Annotated in this window: 18 protein-coding genes; 7 read left to right on the forward strand and 11 right to left on the reverse strand. The window is 58.8% G+C overall.

Features of this window, described 5'->3' with window-relative positions:
• Nucleotides 1-10: 10 nt before the first annotated feature.
• Nucleotides 11-613, reverse strand: coding sequence for a helix-turn-helix domain-containing protein (locus ACMYSO_RS24665; protein WP_434668638.1), 603 nt, complete (start codon nt 611-613; stop codon nt 11-13).
• A gap of 43 nt (nt 614-656) precedes the next feature.
• Here ACMYSO_RS24665 and ACMYSO_RS24670 point away from each other — a divergent pair, with 43 nt between their 5' ends.
• Together ACMYSO_RS24670 and ACMYSO_RS24675 are read left to right on the forward strand one after the other, a co-directional pair.
• On the forward strand, nt 657-1,352 hold the full coding sequence (locus tag ACMYSO_RS24670; RefSeq protein ID WP_434668639.1) for a B3/B4 domain-containing protein: 696 nt from the start codon (nt 657-659) through the stop codon (nt 1,350-1,352).
• 20 nt (nt 1,353-1,372) lie between these two features.
• Entirely contained in the window at nt 1,373-2,266 is an 894-nt protein-coding gene (locus ACMYSO_RS24675) for a dihydrodipicolinate synthase family protein (protein ID WP_434668640.1), read from the forward strand.
• A gap of 222 nt (nt 2,267-2,488) precedes the next feature.
• Here ACMYSO_RS24675 and gdhA read toward each other — a convergent pair whose 3' ends face one another.
• Both gdhA and ACMYSO_RS24685 read right to left on the reverse strand, forming a co-directional pair.
• Entirely contained in the window at nt 2,489-3,832 is a 1,344-nt protein-coding gene (gdhA, locus tag ACMYSO_RS24680; protein WP_123753991.1) for an NADP-specific glutamate dehydrogenase, read from the reverse strand.
• 267 nt (nt 3,833-4,099) lie between these two features.
• On the reverse strand, nt 4,100-4,510 hold the full coding sequence (locus ACMYSO_RS24685) for a pyrimidine (deoxy)nucleoside triphosphate diphosphatase (protein WP_434668641.1): 411 nt from the start codon (nt 4,508-4,510) through the stop codon (nt 4,100-4,102).
• Between the two features lie 86 nt (nt 4,511-4,596).
• Between ACMYSO_RS24685 and ACMYSO_RS24690 the strand changes: the two genes are divergently transcribed.
• Entirely contained in the window at nt 4,597-5,220 is a 624-nt protein-coding gene (locus ACMYSO_RS24690; protein ID WP_434668642.1) for a CDP-alcohol phosphatidyltransferase family protein, read from the forward strand.
• Between the two features lie 4 nt (nt 5,221-5,224).
• On the opposite strand, the gene ACMYSO_RS24695 is transcribed toward ACMYSO_RS24690, so the two are convergent.
• The 8 genes from ACMYSO_RS24695 to xthA all read right to left on the reverse strand — a co-directional run bounded on the left by ACMYSO_RS24695 (nt 5,225) and on the right by xthA (nt 12,893).
• Nucleotides 5,225-6,532, reverse strand: coding sequence for a sulfurtransferase (locus ACMYSO_RS24695; RefSeq protein ID WP_434668643.1), 1,308 nt, complete (start codon nt 6,530-6,532; stop codon nt 5,225-5,227).
• A gap of 87 nt (nt 6,533-6,619) precedes the next feature.
• Nucleotides 6,620-7,252, reverse strand: a complete 633-nt coding sequence (locus tag ACMYSO_RS24700) for an ATP-binding cassette domain-containing protein (RefSeq protein ID WP_434668644.1) — start codon at nt 7,250-7,252, stop codon at nt 6,620-6,622.
• A complete protein-coding gene (locus ACMYSO_RS24705; RefSeq protein WP_434668645.1) occupies nt 7,252-8,787 on the reverse strand; it encodes an ABC transporter permease subunit in 1,536 nt (511 codons plus the stop codon). The genes ACMYSO_RS24700 and ACMYSO_RS24705 overlap by 1 nt, the downstream gene beginning before the upstream one ends.
• A complete protein-coding gene (locus tag ACMYSO_RS24710; protein WP_434668646.1) occupies nt 8,760-9,929 on the reverse strand; it encodes an ABC transporter substrate-binding protein in 1,170 nt (389 codons plus the stop codon). The genes ACMYSO_RS24705 and ACMYSO_RS24710 overlap by 28 nt, the downstream gene beginning before the upstream one ends.
• Before the next feature lie 10 nt (nt 9,930-9,939).
• Entirely contained in the window at nt 9,940-10,503 is a 564-nt protein-coding gene (locus ACMYSO_RS24715; RefSeq protein WP_434668647.1) for a carboxymuconolactone decarboxylase family protein, read from the reverse strand.
• Nucleotides 10,503-11,210: a TVP38/TMEM64 family protein gene (locus ACMYSO_RS24720; RefSeq protein ID WP_434668648.1), complete on the reverse strand. Its 708-nt coding sequence runs from the start codon at nt 11,208-11,210 to the stop codon at nt 10,503-10,505. The genes ACMYSO_RS24715 and ACMYSO_RS24720 overlap by 1 nt, the downstream gene beginning before the upstream one ends.
• Nucleotides 11,197-11,862, reverse strand: a complete 666-nt coding sequence (locus tag ACMYSO_RS24725) for a TVP38/TMEM64 family protein (protein ID WP_434670874.1) — start codon at nt 11,860-11,862, stop codon at nt 11,197-11,199. Before ACMYSO_RS24725 ends, ACMYSO_RS24720 begins: the two co-directional genes overlap by 14 nt.
• Before the next feature lie 224 nt (nt 11,863-12,086).
• Entirely contained in the window at nt 12,087-12,893 is an 807-nt protein-coding gene (gene xthA, locus ACMYSO_RS24730; protein ID WP_434668649.1) for an exodeoxyribonuclease III, read from the reverse strand.
• Between the two features lie 446 nt (nt 12,894-13,339).
• On the opposite strand from xthA, the gene astC reads away from it, so the two are divergent.
• Genes astC through astB form a run of 4 tightly spaced genes read left to right on the forward strand, consistent with a single transcriptional unit; the run spans nt 13,340 to nt 18,391 of the window.
• The gene (gene astC, locus ACMYSO_RS24735) at nt 13,340-14,560 is read left to right on the forward strand and encodes a succinylornithine/acetylornithine transaminase (RefSeq protein WP_434668650.1); all 1,221 of its coding nucleotides are present in this window, start codon (nt 13,340-13,342) and stop codon (nt 14,558-14,560) included.
• On the forward strand, nt 14,557-15,591 hold the full coding sequence (gene astA / locus ACMYSO_RS24740; RefSeq protein WP_434668651.1) for an arginine N-succinyltransferase: 1,035 nt from the start codon (nt 14,557-14,559) through the stop codon (nt 15,589-15,591). The genes astC and astA overlap by 4 nt, the downstream gene beginning before the upstream one ends.
• The gene (gene astD / locus ACMYSO_RS24745; protein WP_434668652.1) at nt 15,588-17,066 is read left to right on the forward strand and encodes a succinylglutamate-semialdehyde dehydrogenase; all 1,479 of its coding nucleotides are present in this window, start codon (nt 15,588-15,590) and stop codon (nt 17,064-17,066) included. Before astA ends, astD begins: the two co-directional genes overlap by 4 nt.
• On the forward strand, nt 17,063-18,391 hold the full coding sequence (astB, locus tag ACMYSO_RS24750) for an N-succinylarginine dihydrolase (RefSeq protein ID WP_434668653.1): 1,329 nt from the start codon (nt 17,063-17,065) through the stop codon (nt 18,389-18,391). The genes astD and astB overlap by 4 nt, the downstream gene beginning before the upstream one ends.
• The last annotated feature ends 23 nt before the right edge of the window (nt 18,392-18,414 follow it).

The raw sequence follows: 18,414 nt of genomic DNA on the forward strand, positions 1-18,414 counted from the left end.
TGGGTAACGCTCAGGACGCTTTTTCGTTTACTGTCATGATGAAAACCAGCGGCTGCTCCCCTTGATTTTCATAGAAATGAGGAACGTCCGTTCTGGCGGTTGCCGAGCAACCGGTCTTGACCAGATAGAGGTGATCCTGAACGCCGAGTGTGAGCGTGCCTGTTTGAACATAAAACAATTCAAGCGTCCCTTCCGTGTGGCCGGGCGAAGCAAATTTTTCCCCCGGTTGCATTTCCCACATCCAAAGCTCTGTCATATCAGGTCCACCGGACCCTGCGAGCAGCCTCGCTCTCCCGCCTTTTTCGCCTTCCCACAATTCAGGGATCTCATCTTCAGCAATGAGATGCACAGTCGGTTTTGAACTGACATCCACAAAGTCGGCCACTGAAACCCCCATCGCGGCAGCCAGGCGACATAACAGGGCAATGCTGGGATTCGCCCGGCATCCCTCAATCTCAACCAGCGCCCCCTTACTGACGCCCGCCCTGCGGGACAGTTCATCGAGCGATATTTTCTTTTGCTTACGGTACAGCTTTATCCGCTGAGACACCGCTTCATTCACGGTGCTGACAATCGAACTGGCATCGGTCATTAAATTGACTTTTTTGGTCATCGGTCATTATCATGGAGTAAATTGGTCATTACAGGATTATCCCGTGTTAACAGTATCTCCGTCAATTGCCCCTGAAATTTATCGTATCGCACCCGGCTTCCGGGCACTGAGCATCTACGTAAAAGCCGCACCGGTGACGAACCCTGATATTGGAGAAGCTGCGTTGCGAGAAGCATGTGAAGCGGTTCTGGCCGATAAGCCTGAATGGGCGGAACCCCATCTGGCTGCATGGGCTGAGGTTTTTCAACAGTTTGGCGCTAAACCCAAGCGCACTCCTTGTTCAGCGGATGCGTTACGTAAGCGCGTGTTACGTGACGGTACTATGCCAGCGCTCGATCCCATCGTTGATCTTTATAACGCAGTTAGCCTCCGCTACGCCGTACCGGTTGGTGGCGAAAACATTGCTGTCTATCAGGGGTTACCACGTCTGGTTGTGGCAAAAGGCACTGAGCCTTTTGATACTGTGAAAGAGGGTAAAATCGTCGTTGAATATCCTTCACAAGGCGAAGTTATCTGGTGCGATGATTCAGGCGTAACCTGCCGCCGCTGGAACTGGCGACAGGGGATCAGAACTCGATTAAGCGTGGAGGCTCAGGAGATGTGGTTCATTCTGGAGAGTCTGCCGCAGATGCCGCTGGAGAAGCTTCACGAAGCCGGGGCGATGCTGACCAATGGTCTGGAAAAAATGATGCCAGGTCTGTGGTTTGATGTTGCGCTCATAGAAGAACAACACCAGTAATATCATTCAGGAGAAACACCATGTTTACCGGTCTGTCTGCGTTCCCATTAACCCCAATCACCGCCAGTGGCGTGGACGAAAAGGGCTTCAGTCGTATTCTTTCCCGTCTTACAGATGCCAGGGTTGATTCTATGGGTATCCTGGGCTCAACCGGAAGCTACGCATATCTGACCCGCGAACAACGCCAGCGCGTCGCTACTCTGGCAAAACAGCTTGCCGGGGACATCCCTGTGATAGTGTGCGTGGGGGCAGTCAGCACGGATGCCGTTCTGCAACTGGCTGACGATGCGCAAACTGCTGGCGCAGATGCCTTACTTCTTCCGGCGGTCAGCTACCAGTCGCTTCGTGATGAAGAAATCTTCGCACTATTTGAGACCGTTACCCGGCGCGTATCTGTACCGGTTTGCATCTACGATAATCCAGCCACTACGCATTGTACCTTTTCGGATGAACTGCACGGTCTTCTCTCATCACTGGAGGGGGTTCATTCGGTTAAGATCCCTGGCGTCCCGGATAACCAGGCAGCAGCGACTCAGCGGGTGCAGGCATTACGCAAACATCTTCGGCCAGGCGTCACCATCGGCATTAGTGGAGATGCTTATGCCGGACTGGGATTAAACGCTGGCTGTGAAGTCTGGTATTCCGTGTGCGGTGGTTTGTTCCCTGAGACGGCGAAACACATCACTGAAGCAGCGGCGGCGAACGATCATGAGCGCGTTACGGCCCTGACAGACCGCCTTAAGCCTTTGTGGGCGCTTTTCCGTAAACATGGAGCAAGTATACGGGTTATTGCCGCCGCCGCCGGCGTACTTGGGTTGACTGATACAGATTGTTTACCTCGTCCTCTTCAGCCACTGTCGGCAGGTGATATCGCAGATATTGCCAGCGTGATTGACGCGCTGGAACTGAAATAATTCCTCCAGACGGACTGTTAGATAGGATTGCATACGGGTAGAGAAACGAGTCAGACCGAATCTGAGCTAATCCCTGTAAGAGACAAAAATATGCGGAAAGCGGGAAAAACAATCCGTTAAAATTCACATGATTAAATGTCATAAAAAACCCCGGTTGACCGGGGTTTTTTTATAGGTGCTACCCTGGTCCTTATACAGAGGACGCCGGGCAACCGGTGGGCGTTAGATAACGCCTTGCGCCAGCATGGCGTCAGCCACTTTGACGAACCCGGCGATGTTGGCCCCACGGACATAGTTGGTCTGCTGAGCTTCGCCGCCATATTCAACACAGGCGTGGTGAATGTCGAGCATGATGTGATGCAGACGCGCGTCGACTTTCTCGGCTTTCCAGCTCATGCGCGCGGCGTTCTGCGCCATTTCGAGGCCCGAAGTAGCAACGCCGCCGGCGTTGGCCGCTTTGCCCGGCGCGAACAGGACGCCGGCTTCGAGGAACAGGTCGGTGGCGGCGATAGTGGTAGGCATATTGGCGCCTTCAGCGACGGCCTTCACGCCGTTTGCAATCAGCACACGCGCGGCATCGGTATCCAGTTCGTTCTGGGTGGCGCATGGCAGTGCGATATCAACCGGCACGGACCACGGCTGCTGGCCTTCGAGGTAAACCAGGCCATATTCGCGCGCGTAATCGGCAACCCGGCCGTCACGGCTGGCTTTGATTTCGCACAGACGGGCCAGTTTTTCCGGCGTAAAGCCGGCTTCATCAACCACGGTACCGCTGGAGTCGGAGGCAGTGATGACACGAGCGCCCAGCTCCATCGCTTTTTCGATTGCGTACTGCGCCACGTTGCCGGAACCGGATACCGCAACGCGCATTCCTTCAAAGCCCAGACCGTGACGCTTGAGCATCGCGTCGGTGAAGTAGACCAGGCCGTAACCGGTCGCTTCCGGACGGATCAGGCTGCCGCCGAAGGAGAGACCTTTACCGGTGAAGACGCAGGCGCTGTTGTTGGAGAGCTTACGCATCATCCCGGCCATAAAGCCGACTTCGCGACCGCCAACACCAATATCGCCCGCCGGAACGTCGGTATCCGGGCCTAAATGACGATACAGCTCGGTCATCAGCGCCTGGCAGAAGCGCATCACTTCGCCATCGCTTTTGCCTTTCGGATCGAAGTCGCTACCGCCTTTGCCACCGCCCATTGGCAGCGTGGTGAGGGCATTCTTGAAGGTCTGTTCAAAGCCGAGGAACTTGAGAATCGACAGATTAACCGACGGGTGGAAGCGCATCCCGCCTTTGTACGGGCCAATGGCGGAGTTGAACTGCACGCGCCAGGCACGGTTAACCTGGACCTGATTGCGGTCGTCGACCCAAACCACACGGAACTGAATAGCACGTTCTGGTTCAACCAGACGTTCCAGCAGCGAGAGCTGGCGATAGCGCGGATTTTCCTCAAGGAAAGGCCACAGCGTGGTCATGACCTCGCGGACGGCTTGAGCAAATTCGGTTTGCTGAGGATCGCGCTGTTGAACGCGGGTGAGAAAACTTTCCAGAGTGCACATCTGATCCATAGATATAATTTCACCTTATGGTTGTGGTTGCATGTATTCGCGTCACATTTCAGATTGCCTCGTCGCCAGCGTCAAAGTGTGTTAGCGGCCGTTGCGCGGCAATCTGAATGATTTTGGGTCTGTTTTTTTATTATGCGGCCCTTGAAAAAGCCGGTTTTCCGACTATACCACCGGGAATCGTTAGGCAAGCAAGGAAAAATTAACCAGACAGGAAAATTTATAATCTGGCGCCGGTCATAACTAAAACCGATGACGCCAGATGGAAGATTAGCGAGGAAGGTCGGTCGTGCGTTGAGCGATAAAGGCATGCAGCAGCGGGATATCCGCCGGGGCAAGTGGGAAGGTTAACGCTTCCTGCGGGGTGCACCAGTGCAGTTGCTGGTGGTAGCGAGCGGTGAGAAGCCCGCGAAAACGTGGCACCCACCAGGCGTGCAGGTGAATCAGGCGGCCGGAAACCTCACGCTGATGGCTGGCGATGTAGCGTTCCACCTCGGCGGTGATGCCGAGTTCTTCATGCAGTTCGCGGACCAGCGCCTGGGGCTGGCTCTCGCCAGGCTCGACTTTGCCACCGGCAAACTCCCATAATCCAGGCTGATCGGCGTGGACAGGGCGCTGTGCCAGCAGAATGTTGCCATCCTGTTCAATAATGGCTGCGACTACATCAAGCGTTTTTTGCATCTGAATCATCGTTCCTTGCGGGATAATGGCCTATTATCACCGTCTTTGTCTGTACCAGACAACCTTTAGCCCGCTGGAGATATGTCGTGCTCGATCGTCATCTACACCCCCGCCTGAAACCGTTACTCAATGCCTGTGCCGCGCGTCTGGAGCGCATCGGTGTGACCGCCGATGGCGTCACGCTGACCGGCTTCGCCATTGGCGTACTGGCGTTACCGTTTCTGGCGTTAGGCTGGTACGGCGCGGCGCTGGTGGCGATTGTGCTGAACCGCCTGCTGGACGGTCTGGATGGCGCGCTGGCGCGTCGTCGGGGATTGACCGATGCCGGTGGGTTTCTTGATATCGCGCTCGATTTTCTGTTTTATGCGCTGGTGCCGTTTGGCTTTATTCTCGCCGATCCGGCACAGAACGCGGTGGCAGGCGGCTGGTTGCTGTTTGCCTTCATCGGCACCGGCAGTAGTTTCCTCGCCTTTGCTGCGCTGGCGGCAAAGCATCAGATTGATAACCCGGGCTACGCTCACAAATCTTTTTACTATCTGGGAGGGCTGACGGAGGGGAGTGAAACGATCCTGTTGTTTGTGCTCTGCTGTCTGTTTCCGGCGCACTTTGCGTGGCTGGCGTGGCTTTTTGGTGCGCTGTGCTGGCTGACGACCGCCACCCGGATTTACAGTGGCTACCTGACGCTGAAGCAGCTTCAGCGTCAGGCGTAGGACATTACAGACTACTCTGGGGGCCGCGTTCTCCGCGCTGTACCGGGTTTTTCGGGTTGCTGCTCCACTCGTACCAGCCGCCGTCATACACCGAGACATTTTTCCAGCCCATGGCCCGGGCATACATGAAGGTTTCAGAGGCGCGCCAGCCGGTACCGCAGTAGAACGCCACCTGCTGATCCGGGCGGATGTTCCACTGCTGCCACATGGCGGCGATATCGTCGGCGCTGCGCATGGTGCCGTCCGGGTTATGGAAGTCTTCCATGTGGGTCGAGTCACTTCCGGCGTGTCCCCAGCGGGCGCCGGCGATTTCGCCTTTGGGCTTGATATAACTGTAGCCGCTGGTGGTGCCGACAAATTCAGGCCAGGAACGAATGCTGACCAACGACGCATCCTGACGATGCAGCAGTGCGCGTGCTTGTTCCTCATTGAGCATCAGCTGCGGCTGACCGGGAATCGGCGCACCGAAGTCCGGCGCCGGTGTCGTCGCCGGTGGCGTGCCTCGTTCTACCGGCAGGCCCGCATCGGACCAGGTTTTCCAGCCACCATCGAGCAGCCGAACGTCTTTCACGCCGGCATACAGCAGAATCTGCGCCACGCGGGCCGCCGCATACACGTCACGACCGTAGAGAATCACCGTGGTGTCGTGGCGAATCCCTTGTTTTGCCAGCAGCGCCTTCAGCTTGTCATCAGAGACCTTGTTCCACAGCGGTTCGCTCTCCACCTCGTTGGTGTCGATGTACCCGGCGCGGGGAATATGACTCAGCAGATAAAACTTCGGCGCACCCCAGGCGGCCTCCAGCACTTTCCACTCTCCGGCCGGGGCAGCGGTGACCGCTTTGCCTTGCTGGAGATCGTGCAGCCACTGCGGGTAAACCAACTGCTCAAAATGCGGCAATTTCTGCAAGCGGTCGGCCTGGGTAAGCGCATCGCTCAGCGTGCTGAGATGGGTAAATCCTGCGGCCTGCAGACGAGTCGCCACTTTGCGGTTGTCCTCTTCGCTACCGTACAGCGCTACCGGTGAGGTCGCCCGCAGCTGGTGCTGTTTCGCCCAGGCGCCAAGCTGGTCGTCGCTCATGGCGCTGAGCCAGCTGGCGGAGAGGTTCAGCGCCTGAGGCTCATGGCCCTGGGGACCGTTAGCGGACTGGGGCCAGCCGTTGTAGAACGCGCTCAGACGGGTATCGATAGCGACACCGTGCTGTTGTTGCAAGGCGGAGAGCGTCAGCGTTGGCATGGTTTCAGCGGCGGAGGTGGTAGAAGCAGCAAGCCCAATCAGCAGGGCGAGTGCGGCCAGTTGAGAAACACGTTTCATCGAAATGCCCGACAAGAGAAAATTGAGCGCACATTCTCCACTGCGGCGCTGGCGAATTCTTTGCGGTAACGCAGGTTAGCCGGGGTTTCATTGCCAGTCGCTCATTTTCAGACAGCGACCACGCTCGGGGATATCGTGGCTGTCGTGAGTCACCAGCACGGCGGGGATCGCCAGTCGCGCCAGCTCATCGAAGACCCACTGGCGAAAATCAGCGCGCAGTTCGGCATCCAGGCGGTTAAAGGGCTCGTCCAGCAGCAGCGCCAGCGGCCGTGCCAGCAGCGCTCGCAGCAGGCTCACTCGCGCCCGCTGACCGCCGGACAGGGTAGCTGGGTCGCGGGAAAAGAACCCGGCAAGCCCGGCCCGCTCCAGTGCTTGTTGCACCTGGTGTTTGCGTTCGCCGCCGCGTACCTCTGCCGGCAGCGCCAGCAGCAGATTTTGCCCCACGCTGAAGTGGTCAAACAGCAGCGCATCCTGAAATAAAATTCCGATCCGGCGGCGTTCGGTGGGCAGCGTGTCGCAGCGACTGTCGGCCAGCCACAGTTCGCCGCTGGCCTGAAAATGTTCCGCCAGTGCGCCCACCATCCAGGCAAACAGCGTAGATTTCCCGCTGCCGGAAGGACCCATCAGCGTCAGCACTTCACCGGCTCGCACGGAAAACCCGACCTCGCGCAGCAGCGGCTGATGGTGTTGTGTCAGGGTCAGATTCTTGACGGTGAGCACTAGCGTAATCCTCGGCGATAGCGGCCCGCCACAAAGGCCAGCAGGGCAGTCAGGGTAAAACAGAACGCCGGTAGCAGCAGTTGCCATAAGGCCTGTGCTGCAAGGGTTTGCGTATCGCCGCCGGCGCTAAGCGCCACGGCTTCACTGGTGAGGGTAGTCATCCGCCCGGCCCCTAGCCACAGTGTAGGCAGATATTGCGCGATACTCACCGAAAAACCGACCGCCAGCGCCGCCAGTAGCGGACGCAGCATCAACGGCAGCGTGACCCGGAAGAATATCTTACCGCGTCCCCAGCCAAGGGTGCGGGCGACCAGTGTCATACGCGGATCGCGCTGCCGCCACGCCGGGCGCAAAATAAATAACATCCATGGGATCACCCACAGCAAATGGCCCCACAATACGGTCATCAGTTGGCCGTCCAGCCAGGCGTACAGCGCCAGTTGATACTGTCCGTCCGCCAGCGGGAGCGCGGGTAAGACCAGCGGCAGCCAGACCCAGCTATCGCCGCGGGACGGACCGCACTCCAACCATAATAAGCAAAGCACGCCACCGAGGAGCGCGGCCAGCAGAGCCAGCGTCAGGCTGGTGCCGAGGCTGCCGCTGACCGGCGCGGCGCCGTATGCCAGCCAGATCAGAAACAACGCACAGCCCAGGCCGCAAAACGGCAGAAGGCCTGCCAGCAGTCGACCGGCGCGCGCTTTCGGCTGCGGGCGACGAATACCGCGCAGATCCGGGGGCTGCCGCTGCCAGAGACGCCACAGGCCCCAGACGCCAGCGATCAGACCCACGAGGATCAGCAACAGGAGCAGGCTGGCGAGGGCACCTTTTGCCTGCTGGAGTTCATCGCCCTGGTTTAACCATTGCCAGGCCAGTACCGCCAGCGTCGGCGGGTTTCCCGGGCCAATCACCAGCGCCACATCGACCACCGACAGGCTCCACGCGGTGGTGGCGATCAGCACCAGCGTCATCGCGGGCAGCAGCATCGGCAGAATAAGCCATTTCAGGCACTGCCAGCGGCCGTAGCCGAGGCTTTTCATCACCGTAACCTGCTCCGCCAGCCGTTTTTCTCCCAACAGGCCATACACCACCCACAACAAAAAACCGCTCTCCTTGACGGCGAGGGTTAGCCCCAGGCCGATACCGTAACGGTCGGCGAAGGGGGTACACAGGGTACAGACATGATAGAACCAGCCGCCTTCGGCAAACAGCAGCAGCGCCGCGGTAGCGAAAGCAATATGGGGCACCGCCAGCAGCAGCGGCAGACGGGATGCCAGCCGCTGCCAACTGCGAGAGGGCCACAGCGCGCTAACAATCGTCAGGGTGATCAGTGCCGCGCCCGCCACCGCCAGCAGCGATGAAACCACGGTGGCGGCCAACGCCTGCCACAGTTGTGGGTCAGCAAACAGCGCCTGCCAGTTGGTAAGCTGAAGCGCTGGGGCGATCATCAGCGCGATGCCGGGGAGCACGGGCAGATAAATCAGCACCATGCTTCCCCACGCCAGCAGGATCAGTGCGTACCGTAACGCCGCAACCATTCCTGCTCCAGCGCATCAACCCAGGCTGCGTGTGGTTCCGCCAGCACCGGCGGTCTGTTTTGCGGCATCAGCACCTGCAACGCTTGCTGCTGCTGGGGGGAGAGCGATTCGGGATTTAACACGCTCGGATCGCCCCAGATAGCCGGATCGGCTTTGCGCAATTGCGCCGTGGGTGAGAGCAGAAAATTGGCGACCACTTTGGCCCCGGCAGAGGCGCGGGCGCTGGCCGGGATCGCCACAAAATGGACGTTACCGAGCATGCCGCGTTTGAAGCCAAAGCTGTAGCTGTCAGGCGGCAGTTCGCCGCTGGCGGCTTTCTGCAGAGCGTGCAACGGGTTAAATGTCATTGATAATGCGAGGGTGCCGTTAGTCAGCATCGCATCCATCCGCGAGGGGGACGCGGGGAAGTCCCGTCCTGCGCGCCATAGCTGAGGATGGAGCTGATCGAGATAGTGCCAGAGCGGCGCGGTGACCGCGGCATAGCTTTTGGCGTTAGGCGGTTGACGCAGTGCCTCCGGTCGTTCCGTCAGGTTAATCAGCAACTGTTCGAGAAAAGCGGTTCCGGTGAAGTCTGGCGGGCGCGGGTAAGTGATGGTGCCAGGATGCGCGGTGGCGAAATCCAGCAGAGCCTGCGGATCGTTGGGCGGCATCGGCGTTTGTGCACGGCGGGCAATAAAGGTCAGCTGCGCGCCACCCCATGGCGATTCGGCGCCATCGGTGGGGACGGAGAAGTCTTCCCGGACCGGCAGACGGGTATCGACGTAACGCCAGTTAGGCAGCGACTCTGCCCAGCCGGTTTGCAGCAGCCTGGCGGCTTTCAGGCTGTGGAAGTTCTCGCCATTGACCCACAGCAGATCCACCGAGCCATTATGCTTGCGCCCGGCCCGGGCTTCGCTTTTCAGGCGTTTGACAGTATCGGCGGCATCGGCGATATGCACGATCCGCAGATCGACGGCATAGTCGCGTTTCACTTCGTCGCTGACCCAATCGAGGTAACGATTCACCGCGGGGTCACCGCCCCAGGCGTTAAACCACACGGTCTGGCCGCGAGCCTGGTCTTTGATGAGCTGCCAGCTTTCACCGGCGTTGGCGATGGTCGGCGTGAACCACAGCGCCGCCAGCCAGAGTAAACAATAGCGCATACCCATATCCTTATGATCTGGTGTCGGAAGAGGTGGCCGTGGGGATCTGACACAAACCTTGCGCCGGGATCGCCATGGCGGAATTAAAGCGGGCAGAGAGATTTTGTAAACCGATCAGCGCCGTCAGCTCGGTCAGGGCCTGAGGGGCAAAGCTGTCGACCAACTGGGCACGCAGCGCATCATCAACGGTGGGCGGCGTGAGGCTGGCGGCTTCGGCGTAGCTCAGCGCCAGCCGTTCCAGCTCGCTGAACAGCGGGCTTTGACGCCAGTCGGCCACCGCTTGTAGTTTATCGACGCTACCGGTGCGTTCCGCCAGCTTCATGCTGGTGATATCCACGCAGAACTCACACAGGCACATCTGGGCAATACGGGCGCTGACCAGCGAGCGCAGCACCGGGTCGAGGGGCGAGCGTTTACGTTCCAGATAGCCGACGAACATCGACACCAGATAAAACACCAACGGGATACGTCCCCACCAGCGGATGGGGCTGAGCACCTCGCCGTAGTGGCGACGATGGAGCCACGCCTGCGGGCGCAGGATCAGGGGGATCGTGTCGAGCGGCGGCAGTCGCATCAGGACTTCCTCTTATGTCGTTCGAGATAACAGGCTTTGGCGATAAAGATAATCAACGCCAAAGCACACAGAATCGATAATGTGGTGACCAGCCAGAAGGTGCCTCCGGTCAGCATACTGCCTGCCCAGGAGTATATGATAGTCGCAGGCAGCTGGCCGATGCCGGTGGCCAGCATAAACTGGCGAAAGCGAATCGAGGTCAGGCCGGCCGCGTAGCTGATAGGGTCAAAGGGGACGAACGGCAAAAGCCGGCAGATTAAAATTGTATGTTTGCCGTAGCGCTCGAAGAAGCTGTCCATCCCATGCAGTACCGTTTTGCCGGTCAGTTTCTCCACCGCTTCGCGACCGAGAATTCTGGCGATATAAAAACACAGTGCCGCGCCGGCCATGGCGCTGGTCCAGGAGAGTAGCCCGCCCCAGAAGGCACCAAATAACGAGGCGTTAGCAAAGGTGATCAGAAAGGCGGGCAGCGGGGCAACCACTGCTTGTAACAGCATTAAGGCAAAGGAGACCAGCGCCGCCTGAGCGCCATAAGAGTCAATAAAGCGCTCAATAGCCTGCTGATCTAACGCGGAAAATGCCGCCAGGCTGTGCTCAATAAAGGCGTTGACGCTGGGGATCAGCCACCAGGCGAGCAGCGCAATTATCCCCGCGACGATGAGCGTGGTACGCCCGTACCAGACTAAAGACCCGCTATTTTTCGCCATCGTTCACCTGTAACCCGTCGGCAGAAATCTGCCGCTGGCGGGCAAAGATTTTTGCCCCCTGAATGATGCCAAATAAGATCAGGCCTGCGAGGCTTAGCTTCAGCACGAACCCCAGGGTGATCCCCTCCCGGACAAGCTCGCTGGCCATCAGGGTGTAGATGAACAGCCCAGGCAGAGTGGTCAGAGCGGAGATCAGCGTGAATGACCAGAACGGAATGGCCGTCAGGCCATAAGCGTAGTTCTGGATATTGTAGGGAAACAGGGGAATCAGGCGGGTCAAAATTAAAAAATCGCTGCCGTTACGGGCCATGCCGCGTTCGATCGCCTGAAAGGTGGCGCTATGGCCGGCATATTTCAGCAGCAGATCGCGCCCCAGCCAGCGGGCCAGCAGGAAAGAGAACGCCGATGCCGTCGTCGCCGCGCACAGAGAGAGTATCGTTCCCCAGATCGGGCCAAAGATCACGCCGCCCACCATCACCAGAATACTGCCGGGGATCAGGCACAGGGTGGCGACGATAAACAGGGCGATGTACAGCGTCCAGCCCAGGGCACCGCTTTGGCGGATGAGGGTTTGTAGATGATGAAAATGCGTAATCAGGTCGGCGAAGCCGGAAAAGGTGATAACGACGGTCAGAACAGAGAGCAGGGCGATAATAATCAGCAGCTTATATTCTGCCGGGTAACGGCTTCTTTTGCATTGCGGAGTCTCCTGTATCAACCCTGTGTCGCGCGCGCTTTCCCACCGGGAAAAGTGGGCGAGACAGTATTACAAATGACGAATCACAACAATGTCTTACCGCTGATTTATTGATGTTGCTCAGGAAAACGCGACTCTCCGCGACCGTGAAGGCCGGGAGAGTCGGTAGTGCGATGGCGTTACGGTTTAAAGGTGGCCCAGATCGGCGCATGATCCGATGGTTTTTCCATGCCGCGAATCTCGTAATCGATGCCGGTTTCAACACAGCGCTGGGCCAGCGGTTGGCTGGCCAGCAGCAGGTCAATACGCAGCCCACGGTTGTCGTCGAAGCCTTTAGAGCGGTAGTCAAACCACGAGAAACGATCGTTAGTTTGTGGGTTGGCCTGGCGCCAGGTGTCGACCAGCCCCCAGCCCATCAGGCGATCCATCCACTCACGCTCTTCCGGCAGGAACGAGCACTTACCGGTACGCAGCCAACGCTTGCGGTTCTCTTCGCCGATGCCGATGTCCAGGTCGGTGGCGCTGATGTTCATATCGCCCATGATCAGCACCGGATTGTCTTTATTCAGCGCGCTCTCGAGGTAGTTTTGCAGGTTCTGATAAAACGCCGCTTTGGCCGGGAATTTGGTTTCGTGATCGCGGCTTTCCCCCTGCGGGAAGTAGCCGTTAATGACCGTGACGTTACCGAATGCCGAGGGAATCTCCGCCATGATGATGCGGCGCTGGGCTTCTTCGCCATCATCAGGGAACCCACGACGTACCGAGACCGGCGTCTCTTTGGTCAGCAGCGCCACGCCGTAGTGGCCTTTTTGCCCATGGTAGAACACGTTGTAGCCGAGCTTTGCGACCTCTTCAAGAGGAAACATGTCGTCGTGCACTTTAGTTTCTTGTAAGCCGATCACGTCGGGCTGGTGCTTGTCGACGATGGCGGCCAGCTGGTGAGGACGGGCACGCAGGCCGTTGATATTAAAAGAGACAAATTTCATAGTCGCTGCCACTGTGCAAGGTGAATAGTGCAGGGATGGTAGCAGAATTTCGTCGGGCTGGCTGCCGGAAGGCATTTTATTGTGCCTGTTAGTGTTATAGGCGTGGCGTGGGTTGCTATTGCGCACCATGCTGGCGCAAGTTGCGCCAAAAAAGGGCGGATTTTTACGATAAATTTCGTATACGATCACAAATGCAGAATTATATCTCACTCATGCATAACACTCCTGTTTTATTCACTGCCTGTGGCGCAATATAAGATAGTTATTCACTAATTATGCATTTAATGTGAATAATATGCTTTTGTAACTCCTTGATATTCCGTTATCGACCCCGGTTTATGCACTTTTACTGCTGGCTGGCACGAAGTGTGCAATCTACATTTACAGCGTAACAACCCATAATATTTAACATTATTCATACTTTTTATTTACCGGAAGAGGTCGATATGTCTCAGTCAATTACGCGTAGCAACTTTGATGAATGGATGATGCCGGTCTACGCGCCGGCGGCTTTTATTCCGGTACGTGGTGAAGGGTCGCGCCTGTGGGATCAGCAGGGCAAAGAGTACATCGACTTTGCCGGCGGTATCGCGGTTAACGCGCTTGGTCATGCTCACCCGCGGCTGGTTAAGGCGCTGACGGAACAAGCCGGAAAATTCTGGCACACCGGCAACGGCTACACCAATGAGCCGGTCCTGCGTCTCGCGAAACAGCTTATCGACGCCACCTTCGCCGACCGGGTGTTCTTCTGTAACTCCGGTGCGGAGGCCAACGAGGCGGCGCTGAAGCTGGCGCGCAAATACGCCCACGATCGCTTCGGTAGCCAGAAAAGCGGCATCGTGGCATTCAACAACGCTTTCCACGGGCGCACCTTGTTTACCGTCTCCGCTGGCGGACAACCGGCTTATTCTCAGGATTTCGCGCCGCTGCCGCCGCAGATCCAGCATGCCGCCTATAACGATCTCGATGCCGCCCGCGCGCTGATCGATGACAACACCTGCGCGGTGATTGTGGAACCGATGCAGGGTGAAGGTGGTGTGGTGCCTGCCGACCCGGCGTTTCTGCGCGGCCTGCGTGAACTGTGCGATGCCCATCAGGCGCTGCTGATTTTTGATGAAGTCCAGACTGGTGTGGGGCGTACCGGCGAACTGTACGCCTACATGCACTATGGCGTGACACCGGATCTGCTGTCGACGGCGAAAGCGCTGGGCGGCGGTTTCCCGATTGGCGCGCTGCTGGCGAGCGAAACCTGCGCCAGTGTCATGACGGTGGGGACCCACGGGACCACCTACGGCGGGAACCCGCTGGCCTGTGCGGTAGCGGGCGAAGTGCTGTCCATCGTCAATACGCCGGCGGTGCTGAACGGCGTCAAGCAACGTCATCAGTGGTTTAGCGAACGACTGCACGCTATTAACGCCCGTTACGGCCTGTTCAAGGAGATCCGTGGCATGGGCTTGCTGATCGGTTGCGTACTGAACGATGCCTGGGCCGGCAAGGCGAAAGCCATCAGTACGCAGGCTGCGGAAGACGGGCTGATGATTTTGATTGCCGGGGCCAACGTGGTGCGTTTCGCCCCGGCGCTGATTGTGAGTGAGGAAGAGGTGAACACCGGGCTGGATCGCTTTGAGCTGGCCTGCCGCCACTTCCTTGCGGGAGTGTCATCATGATGGTGATCCGTCCGGTTGCGCCAGACGATCTGGCCGGTCTGATGATCCTTGCCGGGGAGACCGGTGGCGGGCTGACGTCGTTGCCGGCGGATGAAGCCACGCTGGCGGCACGCATTGAGCGCTCAATGAAGACCTGGCGTGGAGAGCTGCCAAAAAGCGAACAGGGTTACGTGTTCGTGCTGGAAGACAGCGTCAGCGGCAAGGTGGTGGGGATCTGCGCCATTGAAGTAGCGGTAGGGCTGAACGATCCCTGGTACAACTACCGCGTGGGGACGCAGGTGCATGCCTCGAAAGAGCTTAACGTCTACAACGCGCTGCCGACCCTGTTTCTCAGCAACGATCACACCGGCAGTAGCGAGCTGTGCACGCTGTTCCTCGACCCCGCCTGGCGCAAAGAGGGCAACGGCTACCTGCTGTCGAAGTCGCGCTTTATGTTTATGGCCGCGTTTCGCGAGCACTTTAATGAAAAAGTGGTAGCAGAAATGCGCGGCGTGATTGACGAGAATGGCTACTCGCCGTTCTGGGAAAGCCTCGGCAAACGCTTTTTCGCCATGGAGTTTGCCCGCGCCGACTATCTGTGCGGTACCGGGCAAAAAGCCTTTATCGCTGCCTTAATGCCGAAACATCCGCTGTATATCGACTTTTTATCCGACGAAGCGCGTGCGGTGATTGGTGAGGTGCACCCGCAAACCGCACCGGCTCGCGCGGTGCTGGAGAAAGAAGGGTTCCGATACCGCAACTATATCGACATCTTCGACGGCGGGCCGACGCTGGAGTGCGACATTGAGCGGGTGCGGGCGATTCGTAAAAGCCGACTGGTGACAGTGGCTGAGGGACAACCTGCTCCAGGGGAGTGGCCGCTTTGCCTGGTGGCCAATGAACAGTATCAGCAGTTTCGCGCCATGCTGGTTCCGGCCGATCCACAGACCGATCGTCTGCTATTAAGCGCCCGTCAACTGGATGTCCTGAAATGCCACGCCGGCGATCGGCTGCGGCTGGTCCGGCTGATCCCAGAGGAGAAAAAATCATGAGTTTATGGATTAACGGCGACTGGCAGAGCGGACGCGGCCCGGCGCGCACGAAAACCGATCCGGTCAGCCAGCTGCTGCTGTGGCAGGGTAATGACGCCGATGCACAACAGGTCGCCCAGGCGGTGGAGGCCGCTCGCCGCGCGTTCCCGACGTGGGCCAGACAGCCATTGAGCGCCCGGCAGGCGATCGTCGAAAAATTTGCCATGCTGCTGGAGACGCATAAAGCTGCGCTGACGGCGATTATCGCGGCGGAAACCGGCAAGCCGCAATGGGAGGCCGCTACGGAAATCGGCGCGATGATCAACAAGATTGCCATTTCGCTGAAAGCCTACCATAGCCGTACCGGTGAAGCGCAGACCGATATGAGTGATGGTGCCGCGACGCTGCGCCACCGGCCGCACGGAGTGCTGGCGGTATTTGGCCCCTACAATTTCCCCGGTCATCTGCCTAATGGTCATATCGTACCGGCACTGTTGGCCGGCAATACGCTGGTGTTCAAGCCCAGCGAACTGACGCCCCACAGCGGTGAGGCGGTGGTGAAACTGTGGGCCGAAGCGGGGCTGCCGCCGGGAGTATTGAACCTGCTGCAGGGCGGTCGTGAAACCGGTGAAATGCTCAGCGCCCGGCCGGATATTGACGGCCTGTTGTTTACCGGCAGTTCAGCGACCGGCTTTCAGCTGCATCGCCAGCTGGCCGGGCAGCCAGAAAAAATTCTGGCGCTCGAAATGGGAGGCAACAACCCGCTGATCGTTGATGAACCGCAGGATATTGATGCGGCGGTGCATCTGACGATTCAGTCGGCCTTTATCACCGCCGGGCAACGCTGTACCTGCGCGCGTCGGCTGCTGGTGAAGCGGGGCGAAACCGGCGATCGTTTCCTTAGTCGATTAGTGACAGTGTCACAGAATTTAATTCCTGGCGCATGGGATGCATCTCCCCAGCCGTTCATGGGAGGATTGATCTCTGCCCAGGCGGCGCACAAGGTTCATCAGGCCTGGCTCAAACTGGTTGCCAGCGGCGGCATCACGCTGCTGGAACCCCGGCTGCTGCAGGCCGGTACCTCGCTGTTAACGCCGGGAATTATCGAGCTGACAGAGGTGGTTGAGGTAGCCGATGAGGAGGTCTTCGGCCCGCTGCTTGGGGTCTGGCGTTATGACGATTTTGATCAGGCGATAGCGCTGGCAAACGCCACCCGCTTCGGCCTCTCATGCGGGTTGATCTCGGCCGACCGGGAGAAATTCGACCGCTTGCTGCTGGAGGCGCGGGCCGGGATCGTCAACTGGAATAAACCCCTGACCGGCGCGGCCAGTACCGCGCCTTTTGGCGGGACCGGTGCCTCCGGTAACCATCGCCCGGGAGCGTGGTACGCTGCCGATTATTGCGCCTGGCCGATGGCCAGCCTCGAAACACCCACACTGACCATGCCGGAAACCCTCAGCCCAGGTCTCGACTTTTGGCGGGGTACGACACGATGAAAGCCTGGGAGCTGAACCTTGACGGGCTTCCGGGCCTGACCCATCACTATGCCGGGTTATCCTTTGGTAATGAGGCCTCGACCCGACACCGCTATCGGGTCTCCAGTCCGCTGTTGGCTGCACAGCAAGGGCTCAAGAAGATGAAGGTGTTAGCGGATGCCGGGTATCCGCAGGCGGTGATGCCGCCGCAGGAGCGGCCGAATGTGCCGCTGTTGCGCCAGCTGGGGTTCAGCGGCAGCGACCCGCAGGTTATCGAGAAGGCGGCCCGGCAGGCACCGGAGCTGCTATCTGCTGTCAGTTCGGCTTCCTCGATGTGGGTGGCTAACGCGGCTACGGTGTCGCCATCCGCCGATTCCCTCGACGGGCGTGTGCACCTGACGGTTGCCAATCTTAACGATAAATTCCATCGCGCCAGTGAAGCGCCGACCACGGAGGCGTTGCTGCGGGCGATCTTTCCCGACCCGCAGCATTTTGCGGTCCATTCGGCGCTCCCGCAGGTAGCGCTGTTCGGTGATGAAGGGGCGGCAAATCATAACCGGCTGGGCGCGGAGTATGGCGCCCCCGGCCTGCAGCTCTTTATCTATGGCCGTCAGCAGGGCGGCAATGGCGATCGCCCACAGCGCTATCCGGCGCGACAGACCCGCGAAGCCAGTGAAGCGGTGGCGCGCCTGAATCAGGTTAACCCGCGGCAGGTGATTTTTGCCCAACAGAACCCGGCGATCATTGATAAAGGCGTGTTTCATAACGATGTGATTGCGGTCAGCAATCAACAGGTGCTGTTTTGTCATGAGCAGGCGTTTGTCGATCAGTCTCGGCTGATGCAGCAGCTGGCCGGGCAGGTGGTCGGTTTTATGCCGTTAGTGGTGCCGACCCGCGCCGTCAGCGTAGAAGACGCGGTGGCGACCTATCTGTTCAACAGCCAGCTGGTGAGTAAACCCGATGGCACGATGCGTTTGATTTTGCCTCAGGAGGCACAGGAACATGCTGGAGTCTGGCGCTATTTGAACCAGCTGTTGGCGGAAGATAACCCGATTGATGAGCTGCAGGTGTACGACCTGCGCGAAAGCATGGCCAACGGCGGCGGTCCGGCCTGTCTGCGCTTGCGGGTGGTGGTGCGTGAAGAGGAACTACGGGCCGTCAACCCGGCGGTCATGATGAACGACGCGCTATTCGCCACCCTCAACGACTGGGTTGAGCGTTACTATCGCGACCGTCTGACCCAGGCGGATCTGGCGGACCCGCAGCTGCTGAGCGAAGGCCGCGAGGCTCTCGACCGGCTGACGCAAATCCTGCAGATCGGCTCTGTCTACCCGTTCCAGCAATAGCGGCGGTTGTGTTTATCTTTACG

This window comes from Klebsiella sp. B345, assembly GCF_051131735.1.
Taxonomy (GTDB): domain Bacteria; phylum Pseudomonadota; class Gammaproteobacteria; order Enterobacterales; family Enterobacteriaceae; genus Klebsiella.